This is a genomic window from Caulobacter sp. GW821-FHT10A10, assembly GCF_059415745.1.
Window position 1 is genome coordinate 180,491 of sequence record NZ_JBWKNV010000005.1, and the last position, 15,361, is coordinate 195,851.

The window sequence follows — 15,361 nt, forward strand, 5'->3', positions numbered from 1 at the left end:
ATATCCCCGCGGCGTTCCTCCCGCGCCGAGGCGGTCAGCGTAAGAGTTCATGTTCACCAGCGACGAGACCGCCCGCCTCGCGGCGCTGCACGAATACGGCCTGGTCGACACCCCGCCGGAGGCCGCCTTCGACCGCATCACGGCCCTGGCGGCCGAGCTGTTCGACATGCCGATCGCGGCCATCACCCTGATCGACGCCGACCGGCAGTGGATCAAATCGATCGTCGGGATGGAGCCCGGCGGCACGCCGCGCGAGGACGCCTTCTGCCACTACACGATCCAGTCGGACGAGGTGACCGAGGTGCTCGATCCCGAGCACGACGAGCGCTTCCACGACAATCCCTTCGTCACCAACGATCCGAACATCCGCTTCTACGCCGGCGCGCCGCTGCGCCTGCCCAGCGGCCATCGCCTGGGCGCCCTGTGCCTGATCGATCGCAAGGCGCGCCCGCCGCTGTCGGCCGAGGAGAAGCGCCGGCTGGAGGCCCTGGCCCAGATCGTCGTCACCGAGATGGACCTGCGGCTGCTGGCCGCGCGCAGCGAACTGCTGACCCGCCAGGCCCAGGCGGCGACCGAGGCCAAGAGCGAGTTCCTGGCCAACATGACCCACGAGCTGCGCACGCCCCTGACCAGCGTGATCGGCTTCAACGGCCTGCTGGCCGCCTCGCCCAACCTGCCCGACAAGGAGCGGATGCTGGCGACCAAGGCCAAGGGCGCGGGCGAAAAACTGCTGACCATCGTCAACGACGTGCTGGACCTGGCCCGCCTGGAGGCCGGGGCGAGCGACCTCGCCGACGCGCCGATCGACATCGAGACGGTCGCGCGCTCGGCCGTCGAGCTGTTCGTCGAACGGGCCCAGGACAAGGGCGTGGCCCTGACCTTGGAAATCGGCTCCGGCCTGCCCCCGGTGCGCGGCGACGCCGCCCGCCTGCGCCAGATCCTGGTCAATCTGCTGGGCAACGCCCTGAAGTTCACCGACGCCGGCGAGGTCTCGCTGCGGGTGGCGGCGCGCGACGGCGCCCTGGACCTGGCGGTCGGCGACACCGGCGTCGGCATCCCCGCCGACCAGCTGGACCGCATCTTCGAGCGCTTCGAGCAGGTTGCCGGCACGGCCCAGCAGTTCGGCGGCACGGGTCTTGGCCTGGCCATCTCCCGCCGCCTGGCCCGCCAGATGGGCGGCGAGATCACGGTGGAGAGCCGGCCTGGCGAGGGCTCGGTGTTCACGGTGACCCTACAAATTTGAAAGATATTTCACATGCCGAGCGATGAAAGCGACCATGAAAGAATTTCAGACTGGTTTGAATTGATACCGGCCCAATGGCTTGATGAATTTAATGCGGCGAAAATATCCATTTTTACTTCGGCTTCAAAAATTTGGCCTGCAGATTCTCTGCTTAGAGCGGCCATCAAGTTAGCTCAAAAATTGAGCTCCAACCCCGTACTGGTTCATACAATAACGCTAGAGCCAGGAAACAAATTTCCAGATTTTTCCCTATCAGTTCACTACATAAACGACCAACCAACACTCTTATCGAATGGCAACGAAAAAGAACTCCACCCCGGCACAAACCTAGCCATTCTAAGCCCATTCAATATGGAGAAAGGCAGCACAAACACTTACAATGCAGACTACGCAATCACCACAACATTAGGAGTGATATATACATCTTGCGGAATTGGATACGCACACCATAAACAGATAGATTTTTTAATTAATTTTAAAGAAAGAAACATAAGCACATTTTCACCGGTAGTTATGACCTCAAGACCAGCAATTGAGGAACCGCCTTTTACCAGCGAACACCTGGCAAAGGTGCAAGAAGCGATATCGGGAAACAACAATCTAAGGGATAATTTTCATCTCGCCATGTCCCTAATTGGAAGATCAGGGCAAACACTTGAACCATCGTTCAGATACCTTGATTTATGGACAGCATTAGAAATCGTAGCCGGAGGAAATAAAAATATAAGACGCTGGATAGATAAAATGCCAAAAAGCTCAGAAGAAAGGACGAAACTTATAAAATTAAAGAATATGAGGGATAATTTAGTCCACAGCGGATCAAATCCAATACTCAGCGCCGAGGACGAGAGAGATCTACTTGCATCGATATTGAATAAATCATTAGAAACCAAACCCGCAAGAACCCACATAGACAACCATGACACCGATACCAACACAGGGGTGATGGAGAAATAATTTCCACATTTTTGACATCGCCCCCCCCCCTGCTCAGGCGTCCTCCAGCTCGGCGGTCCGCAGCGGGCTGGCTCGTCCCAGGCGCTCGCCCAGGTGCTCGGCAAGACGGACCGACAGGGCCACGATCGTCAGGGTCGGGTTGGAGATGCCGCCCTGCGGGAACACCGACGAGCCGGCGACATAGAGGTTGTCGAGCCCGTGCACCCGAAGGTCGGCGTCGACCGCGCCCTTGGCCGGGTCGGCCGCCATCCGCGTCGTGCCGATATGGTGGCCGTTGACGATCAGCTGGCTCTTCAGATCTTCCCATGACGGATAGTAGAACTGGCCGCCGAGCGCGCCGATCGCCTCCTGGAACAGCAGCGTTGAGGTCTCGTAGGTGTGCTGGTCGCCGGGCCCCACCTCCCAGCGGATCCTGGTCTGCGGCTGGCCGAACACCGGATCGACCGTGTCGGCCAGGGTGATCCGGCTCTCCTCGTTGGGCCGCATCTCGAAATAGTACGAGGAGGTGTAGGGGCGGAACCAGCAGCTGCCGATGCCGTACTGGCGCTGGATGTCGGCGCTGGGCGAGAACCGGCCCTGAACGGTGACGCCGTTCGCATCGCTCCAGCTGCCGGTCGGGGTCTGGCCCTTGATCAGGCGCATCGCGGCCGGGCTGATGAAGTTTCCGCTGACGCTGAGGGCCGAGCCGCCGCTGAGCGGATGGCACTGGAAGTAGCGGCCGACCTGGTCGTTGCCGGCTTCCGACAGCAGGAGCTGGCGGGCGTTCTCGACCGCGCCGCAGGCCAGCACGTAGGCATCGGCCGTGATCGTGAACTCAGTCGCCTTGGCCGGCGGAAAGCTGGTGTCCAGCGACGCGACCCGCAGGCCCTGCACGACGCCGCCGGCGTGCTGGATTTCCAGCAGGGAGGCGTTGACGATGATCTCGTCGATGATCTCGGCGGCCGTGACGCCATCGAAGGTGCGGGTGGCGAAGTTCGTGTAGGCCCCGCCCATGAACTGGTACATCTCGGTGTCAAAGCCGGCGATGTCGGGGACCTCGGCGCTCAGCACGCCTGCCCAATAGTCGGCGCTGAAGTCGTCGCCGTGGAGCACGCAGAGCTTCGCCGCCTGGGCGTAGTAGGGGACGAGGTCTTCATAGGTGATCGGCCAGCCCGGAAAGCCCGGCCGGGCCTCGAAGGTGATCGGATCCAGCGGCCGGGTCTGGCCGCCCCAGTGGGTGGAGGTGCCGCCGTAGACGCGCTCACGCTCCCAGCCGCGGGCCGACTGGCCGGCATAGGGCTGGATCAGGAAGTCCGGCTCGTTGGTCGTGAACAGCCCCTCGGCCTGGCCGGCGTAGAGCAGGTTCTTCTCGGCCCAGCTTTCCTGGTAGTAGCCCGGGTTGCGGCCGCCCTCGATCAGCACGACCTTGTAGCCGGCCTTCTGCAGCAGCAGGGCCGCGGTGATCCCCGCCGGCCCTGAGCCGACGATGCACACCTGGGTGGAAATGACGCCGCCGTCGCCGATGTCCCTGCCGTCCAAGATCATGGAAGCCTCCCAATCGCTTCCAGGCAGAATGCGCTGAATTGCTCCTACTGGTTGTATAAATAGTCACAAGCCCTCCCCCTTGATGGGGGAGGGTTGGGTGGGGGTGGCCAGCGGTGTCGGCGGCTGAACCGTCGCATCACCCCCATCCCCGGCCCTTCCCCCATCGAGGGGGAAGGGAGAGAAATCAGCCCTTGATCGCCTTCAGCACGCTGGTCACGCGGCCGCAGTTGCGGCCGAGGTCGCCGCCGGCGTCGCGGGCGATCGAGCGGACGTCGACGCGGGCGCCGGCGCTGTCGGGACGGACGCGGACGACGAGGTCGTCCTTCATGCGGTACCAGAAGCTTTGCCCGGCGGCCTCGATGCGGCCGTCGTTGGGATCGTCGGTGACCAGCTTGAGGCCCTTGGCCTGGACGGCGGCCTTGGCGGCCTCGTAGGCGTCGGCCGGGGTGCGGTCGAGCACCAGGGTCTTGGCGGCGGGACAGGTCTCGGCGTTGACCTCGGCGACGCGGCGGCCGGCGAACAGTTCGGAGCCGACCGGCAGGCTGGGATCGTCGAGCACCGGAGCGGCGGCCTCGCCACGCGCGGCCGTTACCGCCTCGGAGAAGCCCAGCGGGGCCTTCCAGTCGGTGGCGACGTCGCCGACGGGGGCGGCGCGGCCGCCGACGCCTGTGGCCAGGAACAGCACGCCCAGGGTGGCGATGGTGATGGCCAGGGCCAGCAGCGCCCGCTTCCAGTGACGCTGGATGCCGCCGATCATCGCCACGACGACGCCCAGCGCCCCCGTGCCGAGGCTCAGCCAGGCGACCAGCGGCGCCAGATCCCGGGTCAGCAGGTCATAGGCGATCGCCTTGTCGAGCAGTCCGAAGCGCGCGCCCAGCGCGCCGACCACGATCAGCGCGGCCGGGATCAGGGCGATGACCACCGCCCCGATCAGGATCGGCGAGGCCCAGCCGCCCTTCCCGCCCGCCGGCGCCTTGGCGGCTTTCGCAGCTTTCGCCTTGCGGCTCTTGGAGGGCTGGATGGGCATGGCCAGCGGCGCCTCTTCGGCCACGAACACCGGCGGAGCGTCGAAGGCCGTCTCGGGCGTCGGCTCCAGCGGCTTGGCCTCGGGCTCGACCAGGGGCTCGTGCGGGAAGATGTCTTCCGGCGCGGCTTCAACGACCTGGGCGACCGGGGTCGGCTCGGGATCGGGCAGCGAGGCGGCCAGGGCTTCGGCGCTGACCGGTTCGGTCGCGACGTCTTCCTGGGCGGCCTCGGAGGCCAGGATGCGGGCGGCGACGACCTCGGGCTCGTGAGCCGGCTGGGCGAGCGCCACGGCTTCGGGTTCGGCGACGTCTTCCGGCGTCTCCACCGGATCCGGCGCGTAGAGCACCGGCGCGCCGGCGCCGTCGGCGGCGGCCAGGGTGGCGGTTCCGGCCGAAGCGGCGGCGATGGTCGGCAGGACGTAGTCCTTCATCCGCTGGCGGATGACCTTCTTGTCGATCTTGCCGGTGGCCCCCAGCGGGATCTCGTCGACGAACACCACGTCGTCGGGCATCCACCACTTGGCGATCTTGCCCTGCAGGAAGTCGAGGAACTCTTCCTTGGTGGCGGTCTCGCCCTCCTTCAGCTTGACCAGCAGGATCGGCCGCTCGTCCCACTTGGGGTGCGGCACGCCGATCACGGCGGCGAGCGCGGCCTTGGGATGGCCGACGGCGATGTTCTCGATCTCGATCGTGCTGATCCATTCGCCGCCGGACTTGACGACGTCCTTGGCGCGGTCGGTGATCTGCATGAAGCCCATCTCGTCGATGGTCGCCACGTCGCCGGTGTCGAAGAAGCCGTCGGCGTCGAGGATCTTGCCGCCGGCGCCCCGGAAGTATTCGGCGGCGATGATCGGGCCGCGGATCTTCAGGTGGCCGAAGGCCTTGCCGTCGTGCGGCAGCGCATTGCCGTCGTCGTCGGTCAGCTTCAGCTCGACGCCCATCGGCGGACGGCCCTGCTTGAGGCGATAGGGCATCTGCTGGTCGTAGGGCAGCTTTTCCAGCTGGTCGGTCATGGTCGACAGCGTGCCGACCGGCGAGGTCTCGGTCATGCCCCAGGCGTGGACCACCTCGACGCCGTACTTCTCGTGGAAGGCGCGGATGATGCTTTCCGGACAGGCCGCGCCGCCGATCACCACCTTCTTCAGGGTCGAGATCGTGCCGCCCGTGCTTTCCAGGTGCTGCAGCAGCATCTGCCAGACGGTGGGCACGGCGGCCGAGAAGGTGACGCCCTCGGTCTCGAGCAGTTCATGGATCGCCGCGCCGTCCATGCGCGCGCCCGGCATGACGATCTTGGCGCCGGTGGCCGGGGCCGAGAAGGCCACGCCCCAGGCGTTGGCGTGGAACATGGGCACCACCGGCAGGATCACGTCACGCTGCGACAGGCCCATGACGTCGGGCTGCATGGTGATGAAGGTGTGCAGGAAGTTCGAGCGGTGCGAGTACATCACCCCCTTGGGGTCGCCCGTCGTGCCCGAGGTGTAGCAGAGGCCGGCGGCCGTGCCCTCGTCGAACCCGCCCCAGACGCAGTCGGCCGACTGCTCGGCGACCAGGTCCTCGTAGCAGAGCAGGCCCTTGAAGTGCGGGGCATCGCCCGCCAGGCGGAAGTCGGCCGGCATGTGGTCGCGGTCGGTGAACACCACCACGTGCTCGACATTGGGCAGGCGCGGGATGATCCCGGCGATGATCGGCAGGAAGGTCAGATCCGTAAAGATGAGCTTGTCGCCGCCGTGGTCGGCGATCCAGGCGATCTGCTCGGGGAAGAGGCGCGGGTTAAGGGTGTGGCACACCGCGCCGACGCCCATGATCCCGTACCAGGTCTCGATATGGCGGGCGGTGTTCCAGGCCAGCGTGCCGACCCGGTCGCCGGGCCTGATCCCCAGCGACAGCAGCAGGTTCGACACCCGCTTGGCGCGGTTGTGGATCTCGGCGTAGGTCGTGCGGATGATGGGCCCTTCGACCGACCGGGTGACCACCTCGCGGCCGCCGTGCCACTGGGCGGCGTGGTCGATGATCTTGTCGAGCGTCAGAGCGCCATGCTGCATCAAACCTTGCATCGAAACCGCTCTCCCGCGTCCTGCTTATCGTTGTTCAGGAGAGGCTAGCGGCCGTCGCCGCCCCGCGCAACGCATGGCGCGCCCTGAGCGAACCTTGGGTTCCCCCGGCCGGCGAGCCCGCTTTGCGCCCACCTGCACGCAAGTGTAGAGTTGGAACCTTCCTACACGGCCGCGCTGATCGGCCGCACCGCCCGTTCACTCCCAGAACGTCGTTTTGCGGCTAGCTTCAGCGTCGAGTGTTTTGACCCGCGTAAGAAACGGGAGCGCAAGCCTTGAGATGGCTCGACGCGCTAGGCGCAGACGAACGACTGGACGAGGTGGCGGCGGACACCCACCGCCTGATGAGCGTGCGCATCGTCTCGGCGGCCGTGGTCGCCGTGGTGGTCGGCGCGGCCCTGGGGCCGGTCATGGCCGTGGTCTGGTTCACCGCCCTCACCGCCTGCGAGACCCTGGCCTGGACGGTGACCCGCCGCTTCAAGCCCGGCATGCCGACCACCGACCGGCTGCGCGCGGCCTTCGTGCTGGCCTCGATCCCGATCAACGTGGTGTGGACCTGGCTGGCCGTCTCGCTGTGGCTGTTCCCCGACGCCGACCTGCGCATCGCCGCCCTCGGGGTGTGCGTGGGCGGCATCATCTTCACCCAGAACTTCCGCCACCAGCCGCTGAGCCTGCTGGTGATCACCGCCGCGCCGCCGCTGGCCAGCCTGGTGATCTTCCCGTTCTTCCTGAACGCGCCGCACGGGGTGGGCCATCCGACCAACAAATGGGCGCTGGTCATGGTGGTGGCGACGACGATCAACGCCATGCTCTTGAACCGTGCGGCGGCCCGCCGGATGGACGCCCTGACCCGCGGCCTGCGGCAGGAGAAGGAGCGCGCCCTGGCCGCCTCGCAGGTCAAGTCGGTGTTCGTGGCGACCATGAGCCACGAGATGCGCACGCCGATGAACGGCCTGCTGGGCCTGGCCCACGCCCTGAAGGGCACCGATCTCGACGAGCGCCAGCGCGACTATGTCGACCTCATGCTGCAATCGGGCGACAGCCTGATGCAGCTTCTGACCGACGTGCTCGACATCGCCCGCCTCGACGCCGGCGAGACCGAGCTGACGCCCTGCGACTTCGACCTCCACGACCTGGTCCACGCCGTGGCCGACGCCTGGACCGACATGGCCATGGCCCGCGGCCTGACGGTGGACGTGCGTATCGATCCTTCGACGCCGCAGCGCCTGCACGCCGACGCGGCGCGGGTCCGCCAGGTGCTGGGCGGGCTGATGTCGAACGCCCTGAAGTTCACGCGCCTGGGCGGGGTGACGATCGAGGTTTCGAGCCAGGGCGACGCGCCGGACGGGCTGGAGACCATCGCCGTGCGGATCACCGACACCGGGCCGGGCATCGATCCGGCCTATGCCGAGAAGATCTTCGAGAGCTTCACCCAGGTGGACGAGACCGTTTCCCGCGCCCATGGCGGCATGGGGCTGGGCCTGACCATCGCCCGGGCCCTGGCCCGCCGGATGGGCGGCGACCTCAGCCTGGAGCCCGCCCAGCGCGGGGCGCGGTTCCTGTTCATGATCCGCGCGCCCCAGCCGGCGCCGCCGCCCCTGCCCGCCGCCGCGCCCGAGATCGCCAACGAGGACGGCGAGATCGTCCCGCGCGTGCTGATGGCCGAGGATAATCCGATGAACCAGATGGTCGTGCGGCTGATGCTGGAGGCCGCCGGCGTCGATCTGACGGTGGTCGAGGACGGCCGCCAGGCCCTGGACGCCCTGCGCGCTTCGCGCTTCGACTGCGTGCTGATGGACATCAACATGCCGGTGATGGACGGGGTCACCGCCCTGTCGGAAATCCGCTCCGGCGCGGCCGGCCCGGCCGACACCCCGGTGATCGCCCTGACCGCCTCGGCCATGACCGGCGACCGCGAGCGGTTCCTGAAGCTGGGCTTCGACGAGCACCTGGGCAAGCCGGTCAAGCCCATGGACCTGATCGCGGCCATCGTCGCGACCCTGGACCGGACGCCGCCGCCGCAAGCGGCGGTGGGGTAGTGTTGAGGGTCCCTCTCCCCTTGCGGGAGAAGGTGGCGGCCGAAGGCCGTCGGATGAGGGGTCTCTCAGAACTGAAAGGCCTCACCCGGTCTGACAGCTGTCGCGGCTTTGAGGTCTGAGAGACCCCTCACCCGACCTCGCTCCGCGAGGCCACCCTCTCCCGCAAGGGGAGAGGGGATTAGCCCATCTGCTCCGCCAACGCCCGCGCCTCGTCCTCGAAGGCGCTGACCGTATCGACCCGGCGCCAGTCGATCTGCCCCGTATCGCGCACCAGCTGGCTTTCCAGCACGGCGACGTCGGCGTCGGAGGCGTCGTTGACACGGGCGGCGACGCGGGCGCGGAGAACCTCGGCCGGGGCTTCCAGCCAGACGCCCTGGAAGGCGACGTCGAGCTTTTTCGCCAGAGCTTCGGCGCGGGCGCGCTGCTCGGGCTTGATGAAGACGGCGTCGACCACCACCGAGCGGCCGGCTCGCAGCACCAGTTCGGCGTCGCGGAACAGCTCGTCATAGACCTTGTCGCTGACCTCGGGGGTGTAGGCCTCCTTGGGCAGGCGCTGCAGGGTGGGCGCGTTCCACAGGCGCTTGCGGATCTCGTCGGTGCGCAGCACCACCGCACCGGGCGCGGCGCCCAGGCCCGGCGCGCAGACGCGGGCGAAGGTCGACTTGCCCGAACCCGACAGGCCGCCGGTGGCCACCAGGCTGACCGGCTTAGGCGCCAGGTGCTCGATGGCCGTGGCCAGATAGGCCCGCGCGGCCTCGTCGTCGCCGGTATAGGCCCAGACGTGGGTGCGCACGGCGGCGCGGACGCTGAGCATCAGCGGCAGGGCCGCGAGACCCGTCCACAGACCCTCGCCGAAGGTGCGGGCGGCCTCGTCGAGATAGGCGTTCAGCACCCGGCCGGCGGCGTCGCGGCGACGGCGGAAATCCAGGTCCATCAGCAGGAAGGCCAGGTCGTACTGCACGTCGATGTCCGACAGGGCGTCGTTGAACTCGATGCAGTCGAAGAGGATCGGCTTGCCGTCCTCGATCAGGATGTTCCCCAGGTGCAGGTCGCCATGGCAGTGGCGGGCGAAGCCCTCGGCCGCACGGGCGTCGAGCTGCGGACCCAGGCGCTTGAGGGCCAGGTCCGTTTCCTCGACCAGCCGCTCGACAGCCTGGGCGCCCAGGCGCGGGGCCAGGCCCCGCAGCAGGTTGGCGTTGGAGGCGATGGTGTAGCCGAGGGCCGAGACGCCGCCGCCCTGCGGGCGCAGCGCCGCGCCGGCGTGGAACTGGGCGATGGTGCGGCCCAGAGATTCCTCGAGCGCGTCGTCGATGGCCCAGGGCTGCGAGGCCAGCACGGCCTCGCCGTCGAAGCGGCGCATCTCGAGCACGTATTCGACGACCTCGCCCTGGCCGTCGATCTCGATGCCGCCGTCGGCCGACCGGGTCAGCTGGCGCACGGCGCGGTAGATGTCGGGCGCGGCGGCGCGGTTGAAGGAAAGCTCGCGCTGCAGCGACCAGCGGCGCAGTTCCAGGGTCGAATAGTCGAGGAAGCCGAAGTCGACCGGCCGCTTCACCTTGAAGGCGGACTCGCCCACCAGGAACACCCGCGCGCACGAGGTCTCGATCGTCTGGTCGGCCTTCGCACCGAGCCAGGCCGCGATTTCCTGTTCGCGCGCCGCTTCCGCGTCCTTGATCACGCCGTCCAACCTCGTCTTCGCCCGCCCCGATCGGCGGCGCCGGGGCGTCCCATAGCGCAAAGTTCGGTGCAAGTCCTCGCGGACGCTTGCTACATCTACTTAGACGATAGTAGCGTTTGGTAACCACAGTCTGATGTTGAGGCCACCATGCTCATCGGCTCCGGCCTGAAGCGCTCCGAGCACAAGAAGGCCGAGATCCTGGCGGCGGCGCGCGAGATCTTCCTCAAGGAAGGCTACGCCGACGCCGGCATGGAATCGGTAGCCCGCGCCGCGGGCGTCTCCACCGCCACGCTCTACGCCTACTTCCCCAGCAAGGCCGAGCTGTTCCGCACCGTCGTCGTCGACAGCGTACGGAGCATGGCCGAGCCGGTGCGCGAAAGCGCCAAGGCGGTCGGCGACGCCCGCGCCCGGCTCACCGCCCTCTCCCGCGCCTACGCGACCTTCTTCGCCACGCCGGAGACGCGGGCGATGTTCCGGATGGTCACGTCCGAGCGCCGGCGCTTCGAGGGGGTGGCCGACCACTTCCTGGGCGCGGCGCGCGAGTCGCTGGGCGGGGCGGCCATCCAGGTGGTCAAGGAGCTGAGCGAGTCCGGCGACCTGAAGATCGACAAGCCCTCGTGGGCGGCCGGCCAGCTGATGGGCATGCTCGATCACGCCACCCTGGTGCTGGGCCTGTCGGCCGGCGACGAAGTGCAGCCCGACCGGCCCGTGGACCAGATCGCCGAGGACGCCGTCGAGACCTTCCTGGCCCGCTACGCGACCAAGTAGGCTCCCCCATGACGAACGACCGTCTTGGGGCGCTGCAGGGGGAAGCCATGCCGACGAGGATCGCGATCGCCGGGGCCGTGGCCCTGGCCGCGCTGGCGCTGTGCGGGTTCGCCGGCCAGAACGGCTATTTCGGCGAACCGGACGGCCGCAACTACGGCGATCCGCAGTTCGCCAAGAGCCAGGCCCTGTGCCGGGCTGTGCGCGACCGCGCCCCGCCGCCACAGGACGTTCCCGACGCGGCGACCGCCCAGACGCTGAAGGGCTGCTCGTCCGAGGCGCTGTACTACGGGATCGGCATGGCGGCCGATCCGGCCAAGGCCCGCCAGTGCGCCATCCTGGAAATGAAGAACGGCGAAGAGCCGTACGAGCCGTTCGCCGGCGCCGGCATGCTGATGACCATCTACGCCAACGGCCGGGGCGCGAAGAAGGATCTCGACCTGGCGGTGCACATGGCCTGCGCCACCTGGAGCGCGCCGGTCGACAATGACACCCTGGTGCAGGCCCTGAACGTCCGTCGCCGGGGCGGACCGGCGGACGAGCCCTTCGACTACTGCCGCGACGTGGTTCCCGGCTCGTCCAACGTCTCCGCTCCGGTCTGCCTGGCGCACGGGGCGCGGCAGGCGCAGCCGGTGCGCGCCGCGAAGCTGGCGGCGCTGACGCGGGGCTTCTCGCCGGCGGCCCGCAAGGCCTACGCGGCGCTGAACGCGGCCGAGGCCCGGTTCGTCGAGGTCCGCCAGGCCAACGAAGCCCCGCCGGGCGCCATGAACCGGGGCGTTCCGCTGCGGATCTCCGAAGACGCCCATGACTTCCATGTCGAGCAACTGGAGCAGCTGTCAGGCGCGGCTCGCGTCACCGGCGTGGGCGAGCACCGCGACTACGACCGCAGCCTCAACCAGGTCTATGGCGTGGCCATGGGCCAGCTGCCGGCCCGGCAGAAGGATCAGTTCGGCGAGATCACCCGCGACGGGGTGCGCGAGACCGAGCGGGCCTGGATCGTCTATCGCGACGCCTGGCTGGCCTTCGCCCCGGTCGCCTGGCCCAAGGCCTCGACCGAGGCGCTGGCCGCGCGGCTGACGCGCGACCGCGTCGGCCAGCTGGCCTGTATCCTGGCCGACCACGACATCGACCCGAACTACGCCGAGCGCTGCTCGGGATACTGAAGCTCAGGTCAGGGGAACAGCCGCTTGGTCGTCCAGGCGCCGTCGACGCGGTCGTAGACCAGGCGCTCGTGCAGGCGGAACGGCCGGTCGCGCCAGAACTCGATGACCTGCGGAACGATGCGGAAGCCCGACCAGTGCGGCGGGCGCGGCACCTTGCCGATCAGACCGTGCTTGAGGCCCATCTCGGCCACGCGGCGCTCCAGCGCCAGGCGGTCGGGCAGCGGTCGCGACTGGTCGCTGGCCCAGGCGCCCAGCTGGCTGTGGCGAGCGCGGCTGGCGAAATAGGCGTCGGCCTCGGCCTCGCTGACCGGCTCGACGACGCCGCGCACCCGCACCTGGCGGCGCAGCGACTTCCAGTGGAACAGCAGGGCGGCCTTGGGATTGGCGGCCAGCTCCACGCCTTTGGCGCTTTCCAGGTTGGTGTAGAAGACGAACCCCCGGCTATCGACCTCCTTCAGCAGCACCATCCGCGAATCCGGCATGCCGTCGGCGTCGACCGTCGAGACGGTCATGGCGTTGGGATCGTTGGGCTCGGACTTGCCGGCCTCGGCCAGCCACTCGCCGAACAGGTGGATCGGATCGCCCTCCGGCAGCAGCGGCGGCGGGGTCGCGTTGGTCACCTGGGAGACGTAGTCGTCCTCGCTGGGCGAGGCGGGGATCAGCGGCGCGTCGGTCATGGCTTTGGATATAGGCCCACGCGCGGCGGGCGGCCATGCTTGACCGACACTTACGCGCCCTTCAGTTTCGCCGCATGACGCTAGCAACCCGCGCCCGCCTCGCCTGGATCCCGCTACTGCTGTGGCTGGCGTTCTGCTTCTGGCATTTCACCGACCGACTGCCCGTCCTGGTGACGAAGGACGCCTTCGCCCTGTCCCTGGAATTCCTGTTCAAGGGCGGGGTCTTCGCCGCCGGCTGCGCCTATGCGACCCGCTACGCCCTGGACTGGAAGCAGAGGGCCCGGACCGAGGGTCCGGACGTCGTCCTGCCCATGACCTGGCACAAGCGCAGCGGCTCCTGGGCGGTGATCGCCATCTTCGGCGGCATGCTGGCGATGTTCGGCGGCTTCGCGCTGATCGCCGCACTGGCGGGCTGAAGAAGTTAACTTAACCCCGCGTTGACCAAGTCCGCGCGAGGGTCGCGGCATGACCGCCGCCTCGGCCCCTTCCCTGTCCCTTTCCGCCGCCCGCGCCATTCTGGGCGTCGCGCCCGGCGCCGACGAGCGCGAGCTGCGCGCGGCCTATCGCGAGGCTGCCAAGCGCGCCCACCCGGACCGTCCGGGCGGCGACGCGGCCCTGTTCCGCGACGTGCTGGCGGCCTATCGCATGCTGCAGGGCGTGGACGCCCCCGCGCCCATGGGCTTTCCGCCGGCCACGGTCGAGACCCCGGCCATGCCGAGCCAGGCGTGCCTCGACATCGACGCGGCCTTCGCCTTTTCCGGGGGCGCGCTGGAAACCCAGATCGCTGGCCGCCGCCTGCGCCTGACCCTGCCGGCGGGCCTTCGCCAGCGCGACACCGTGCGCGTCGGCGACACCCTGCTGACCGTGCGCATCAAGGCCGATCCCGCCGCCCTGGTGCGCAGCCACGACCTGTGGCTGACCGTGCAACTGGACGCCAAGGTGCTGGCCGAGGGCGGCCGCGTGGAGCTGGACACGATCATCGGCCCGCGCACCGTGTGGATCTCGACCAAGGCCGCCGAGCGGGGCCTGGTGCGCCTCAACGGCCAGGGCCTGCCCGCGCGCGCCGCCCATCCGGCCGGCGACCTCTTCCTGCGCCTGGAGCGCACCGGAACCGTGCACGAAAGCGCCGCCCGCTCGCAGCTGAAGCGCTTCGCCGCCGCCTGGGCGGCCTAAGACCTCACTTCGCGGGGCTCCAGCCGCTGGCGGCCAGGAAGGCGTGGGCGTCCGAGACCGTGAGGATCTCGCGCAGGGCCGCCTGCTTGTCCGGAGCCTTGTCGTAATAGGCCTTGGCGATGCAGTAGCCGACCCAGTAGCCGAGGTCGGCGGGCCTCTCGAGCGTGGAATTGTAGAACCAGGCCGACAGGTCAGTCTTGTCGACATCGGCGGCGAAAGCCGTCTCGATCTCGCGCTCGCGGCCCTTGGTCAGCGGCCCGAAATAGACATAGGCTGGATGACCGACCAGCAGTTCGGTGACGAACTCGGCCCCGCCTTCCAGCAAGGCGCTTTCCAGCACGGTGGGCTGCTGCTTCTCGGTCAGCAGCGGGTTCTGCTGGGCGTGGGCGTATTCGTGGATCAGCACGCCGACGAAGCGGCTTTCCGGATCGGGGTCGATGAAGTCGACGGTGCACAGCGCCTCCAGCCCCACCTGCACGCCGGTGACCGGGCTGCCGATGGCGATCGGCTTGCCCCGGCCCACGGCGACGGTCACCGATGGCGTGCGCGCCTGCGGGTAAAGGACAGCGAATTTCGCCAGGGCCTCGTCCACCCGCCCCTTCACCTTCGGCAGGGTCGCGGCGCAACTCCTGGCGCGCTGGTAGAGCTCGGGTCGGGCGGCGATGGTCTCGGCCAGCCGCGTCGCCGTGGTGCGGCGGGCGTCGAAGAAGGTGCGCAGGCCCGGCGAGCCGGCGTCGATATAGCGGCTCTGCAGCTGCTCGGCGCTGGGATGGCCGCCGGTCTCGTCATAGAGGCGGTAGAAGAGATCGACGTCGGCGGTATCGAGCGTCGCCTTCCCCGCCTGCGCGGCCGGCTGCGCCCAGGCAGGAGCGGCTAGCGTCAGCGTCGCCGCCAGGCCGGCCTTCAGAAACCAGGATCCCACGCGCCTCTCCCCGTCTTTCGTTGGGGGCGAGGCTGACCCGCGCCGACGGCCAAAATCAAGCGCGCGAAAAAATCGACGGCGTCGCTCTTGTTTTTATATCGTGCACGATTAAATCGTTCTCACTAATTCAATCCCAGGAGCGAA

12 protein-coding genes are annotated in these 15,361 nt (G+C 68.2%); 7 read left to right on the forward strand and 5 right to left on the reverse strand.

Annotation, left to right across the window (positions count from 1 at the left end; all coding sequences use genetic code 11):
* The first annotated feature begins 49 nt into the window (after positions 1 to 49).
* Entirely contained in the window at positions 50 to 1,243 is a 1,194-nt protein-coding gene (locus AC07NS_RS15160; RefSeq protein WP_494604498.1) for a GAF domain-containing sensor histidine kinase, read from the forward strand.
* Between the two features lie 12 nt (positions 1,244 to 1,255).
* On the forward strand, positions 1,256 to 2,200 hold the full coding sequence (locus AC07NS_RS15165) for a hypothetical protein (protein WP_494604500.1): 945 nt from the start codon (positions 1,256 to 1,258) through the stop codon (positions 2,198 to 2,200).
* A gap of 33 nt (positions 2,201 to 2,233) precedes the next feature.
* On the opposite strand, the gene AC07NS_RS15170 is transcribed toward AC07NS_RS15165, so the two are convergent.
* Together AC07NS_RS15170 and AC07NS_RS15175 are read right to left on the reverse strand one after the other, a co-directional pair.
* Positions 2,234 to 3,724, reverse strand: coding sequence for an FAD-dependent oxidoreductase (locus tag AC07NS_RS15170; protein WP_494604502.1), 1,491 nt, complete (start codon positions 3,722 to 3,724; stop codon positions 2,234 to 2,236).
* 184 nt (positions 3,725 to 3,908) lie between these two features.
* Positions 3,909 to 6,803 carry a long-chain-fatty-acid--CoA ligase gene (locus tag AC07NS_RS15175; protein WP_494604504.1) on the reverse strand — a complete coding sequence of 965 codons (2,895 nt, stop codon included), beginning with the start codon at positions 6,801 to 6,803 and terminating at the stop codon, positions 3,909 to 3,911.
* Between the two features lie 272 nt (positions 6,804 to 7,075).
* Between AC07NS_RS15175 and AC07NS_RS15180 the strand changes: the two genes are divergently transcribed.
* Positions 7,076 to 8,839, forward strand: coding sequence for a response regulator (locus AC07NS_RS15180; RefSeq protein WP_494604506.1), 1,764 nt, complete (start codon positions 7,076 to 7,078; stop codon positions 8,837 to 8,839).
* Between the two features lie 178 nt (positions 8,840 to 9,017).
* On the opposite strand, the gene AC07NS_RS15185 is transcribed toward AC07NS_RS15180, so the two are convergent.
* Entirely contained in the window at positions 9,018 to 10,517 is a 1,500-nt protein-coding gene (locus tag AC07NS_RS15185; protein ID WP_494604508.1) for a bifunctional aminoglycoside phosphotransferase/ATP-binding protein, read from the reverse strand.
* A gap of 147 nt (positions 10,518 to 10,664) precedes the next feature.
* Between AC07NS_RS15185 and AC07NS_RS15190 the strand changes: the two genes are divergently transcribed.
* Together AC07NS_RS15190 and AC07NS_RS15195 are read left to right on the forward strand one after the other, a co-directional pair.
* On the forward strand, positions 10,665 to 11,285 hold the full coding sequence (locus tag AC07NS_RS15190) for a TetR/AcrR family transcriptional regulator (protein ID WP_494604510.1): 621 nt from the start codon (positions 10,665 to 10,667) through the stop codon (positions 11,283 to 11,285).
* A 47-nt stretch (positions 11,286 to 11,332) separates the two neighbouring features.
* The gene (locus tag AC07NS_RS15195) at positions 11,333 to 12,445 is read left to right on the forward strand and encodes a lysozyme inhibitor LprI family protein (protein WP_494604512.1); all 1,113 of its coding nucleotides are present in this window, start codon (positions 11,333 to 11,335) and stop codon (positions 12,443 to 12,445) included.
* 8 nt (positions 12,446 to 12,453) lie between these two features.
* Here the strand turns inward: AC07NS_RS15195 and pdxH are convergent, their stop codons facing one another.
* The gene (gene pdxH, locus AC07NS_RS15200) at positions 12,454 to 13,122 is read right to left on the reverse strand and encodes a pyridoxamine 5'-phosphate oxidase (RefSeq protein WP_494604513.1); all 669 of its coding nucleotides are present in this window, start codon (positions 13,120 to 13,122) and stop codon (positions 12,454 to 12,456) included.
* Positions 13,123 to 13,196: 74 nt separating this feature from the next.
* On the opposite strand from pdxH, the gene AC07NS_RS15205 reads away from it, so the two are divergent.
* The gene (locus AC07NS_RS15205; protein ID WP_494604514.1) at positions 13,197 to 13,538 is read left to right on the forward strand and encodes a hypothetical protein; all 342 of its coding nucleotides are present in this window, start codon (positions 13,197 to 13,199) and stop codon (positions 13,536 to 13,538) included.
* A 49-nt stretch (positions 13,539 to 13,587) separates the two neighbouring features.
* Positions 13,588 to 14,295: a DnaJ domain-containing protein gene (locus tag AC07NS_RS15210; protein WP_494604516.1), complete on the forward strand. Its 708-nt coding sequence runs from the start codon at positions 13,588 to 13,590 to the stop codon at positions 14,293 to 14,295.
* A 4-nt stretch (positions 14,296 to 14,299) separates the two neighbouring features.
* Here the strand turns inward: AC07NS_RS15210 and AC07NS_RS15215 are convergent, their stop codons facing one another.
* Positions 14,300 to 15,217, reverse strand: a complete 918-nt coding sequence (locus AC07NS_RS15215; RefSeq protein ID WP_494604517.1) for a DUF2268 domain-containing putative Zn-dependent protease — start codon at positions 15,215 to 15,217, stop codon at positions 14,300 to 14,302.
* Between the last annotated feature and the right edge of the window lie 144 nt (positions 15,218 to 15,361).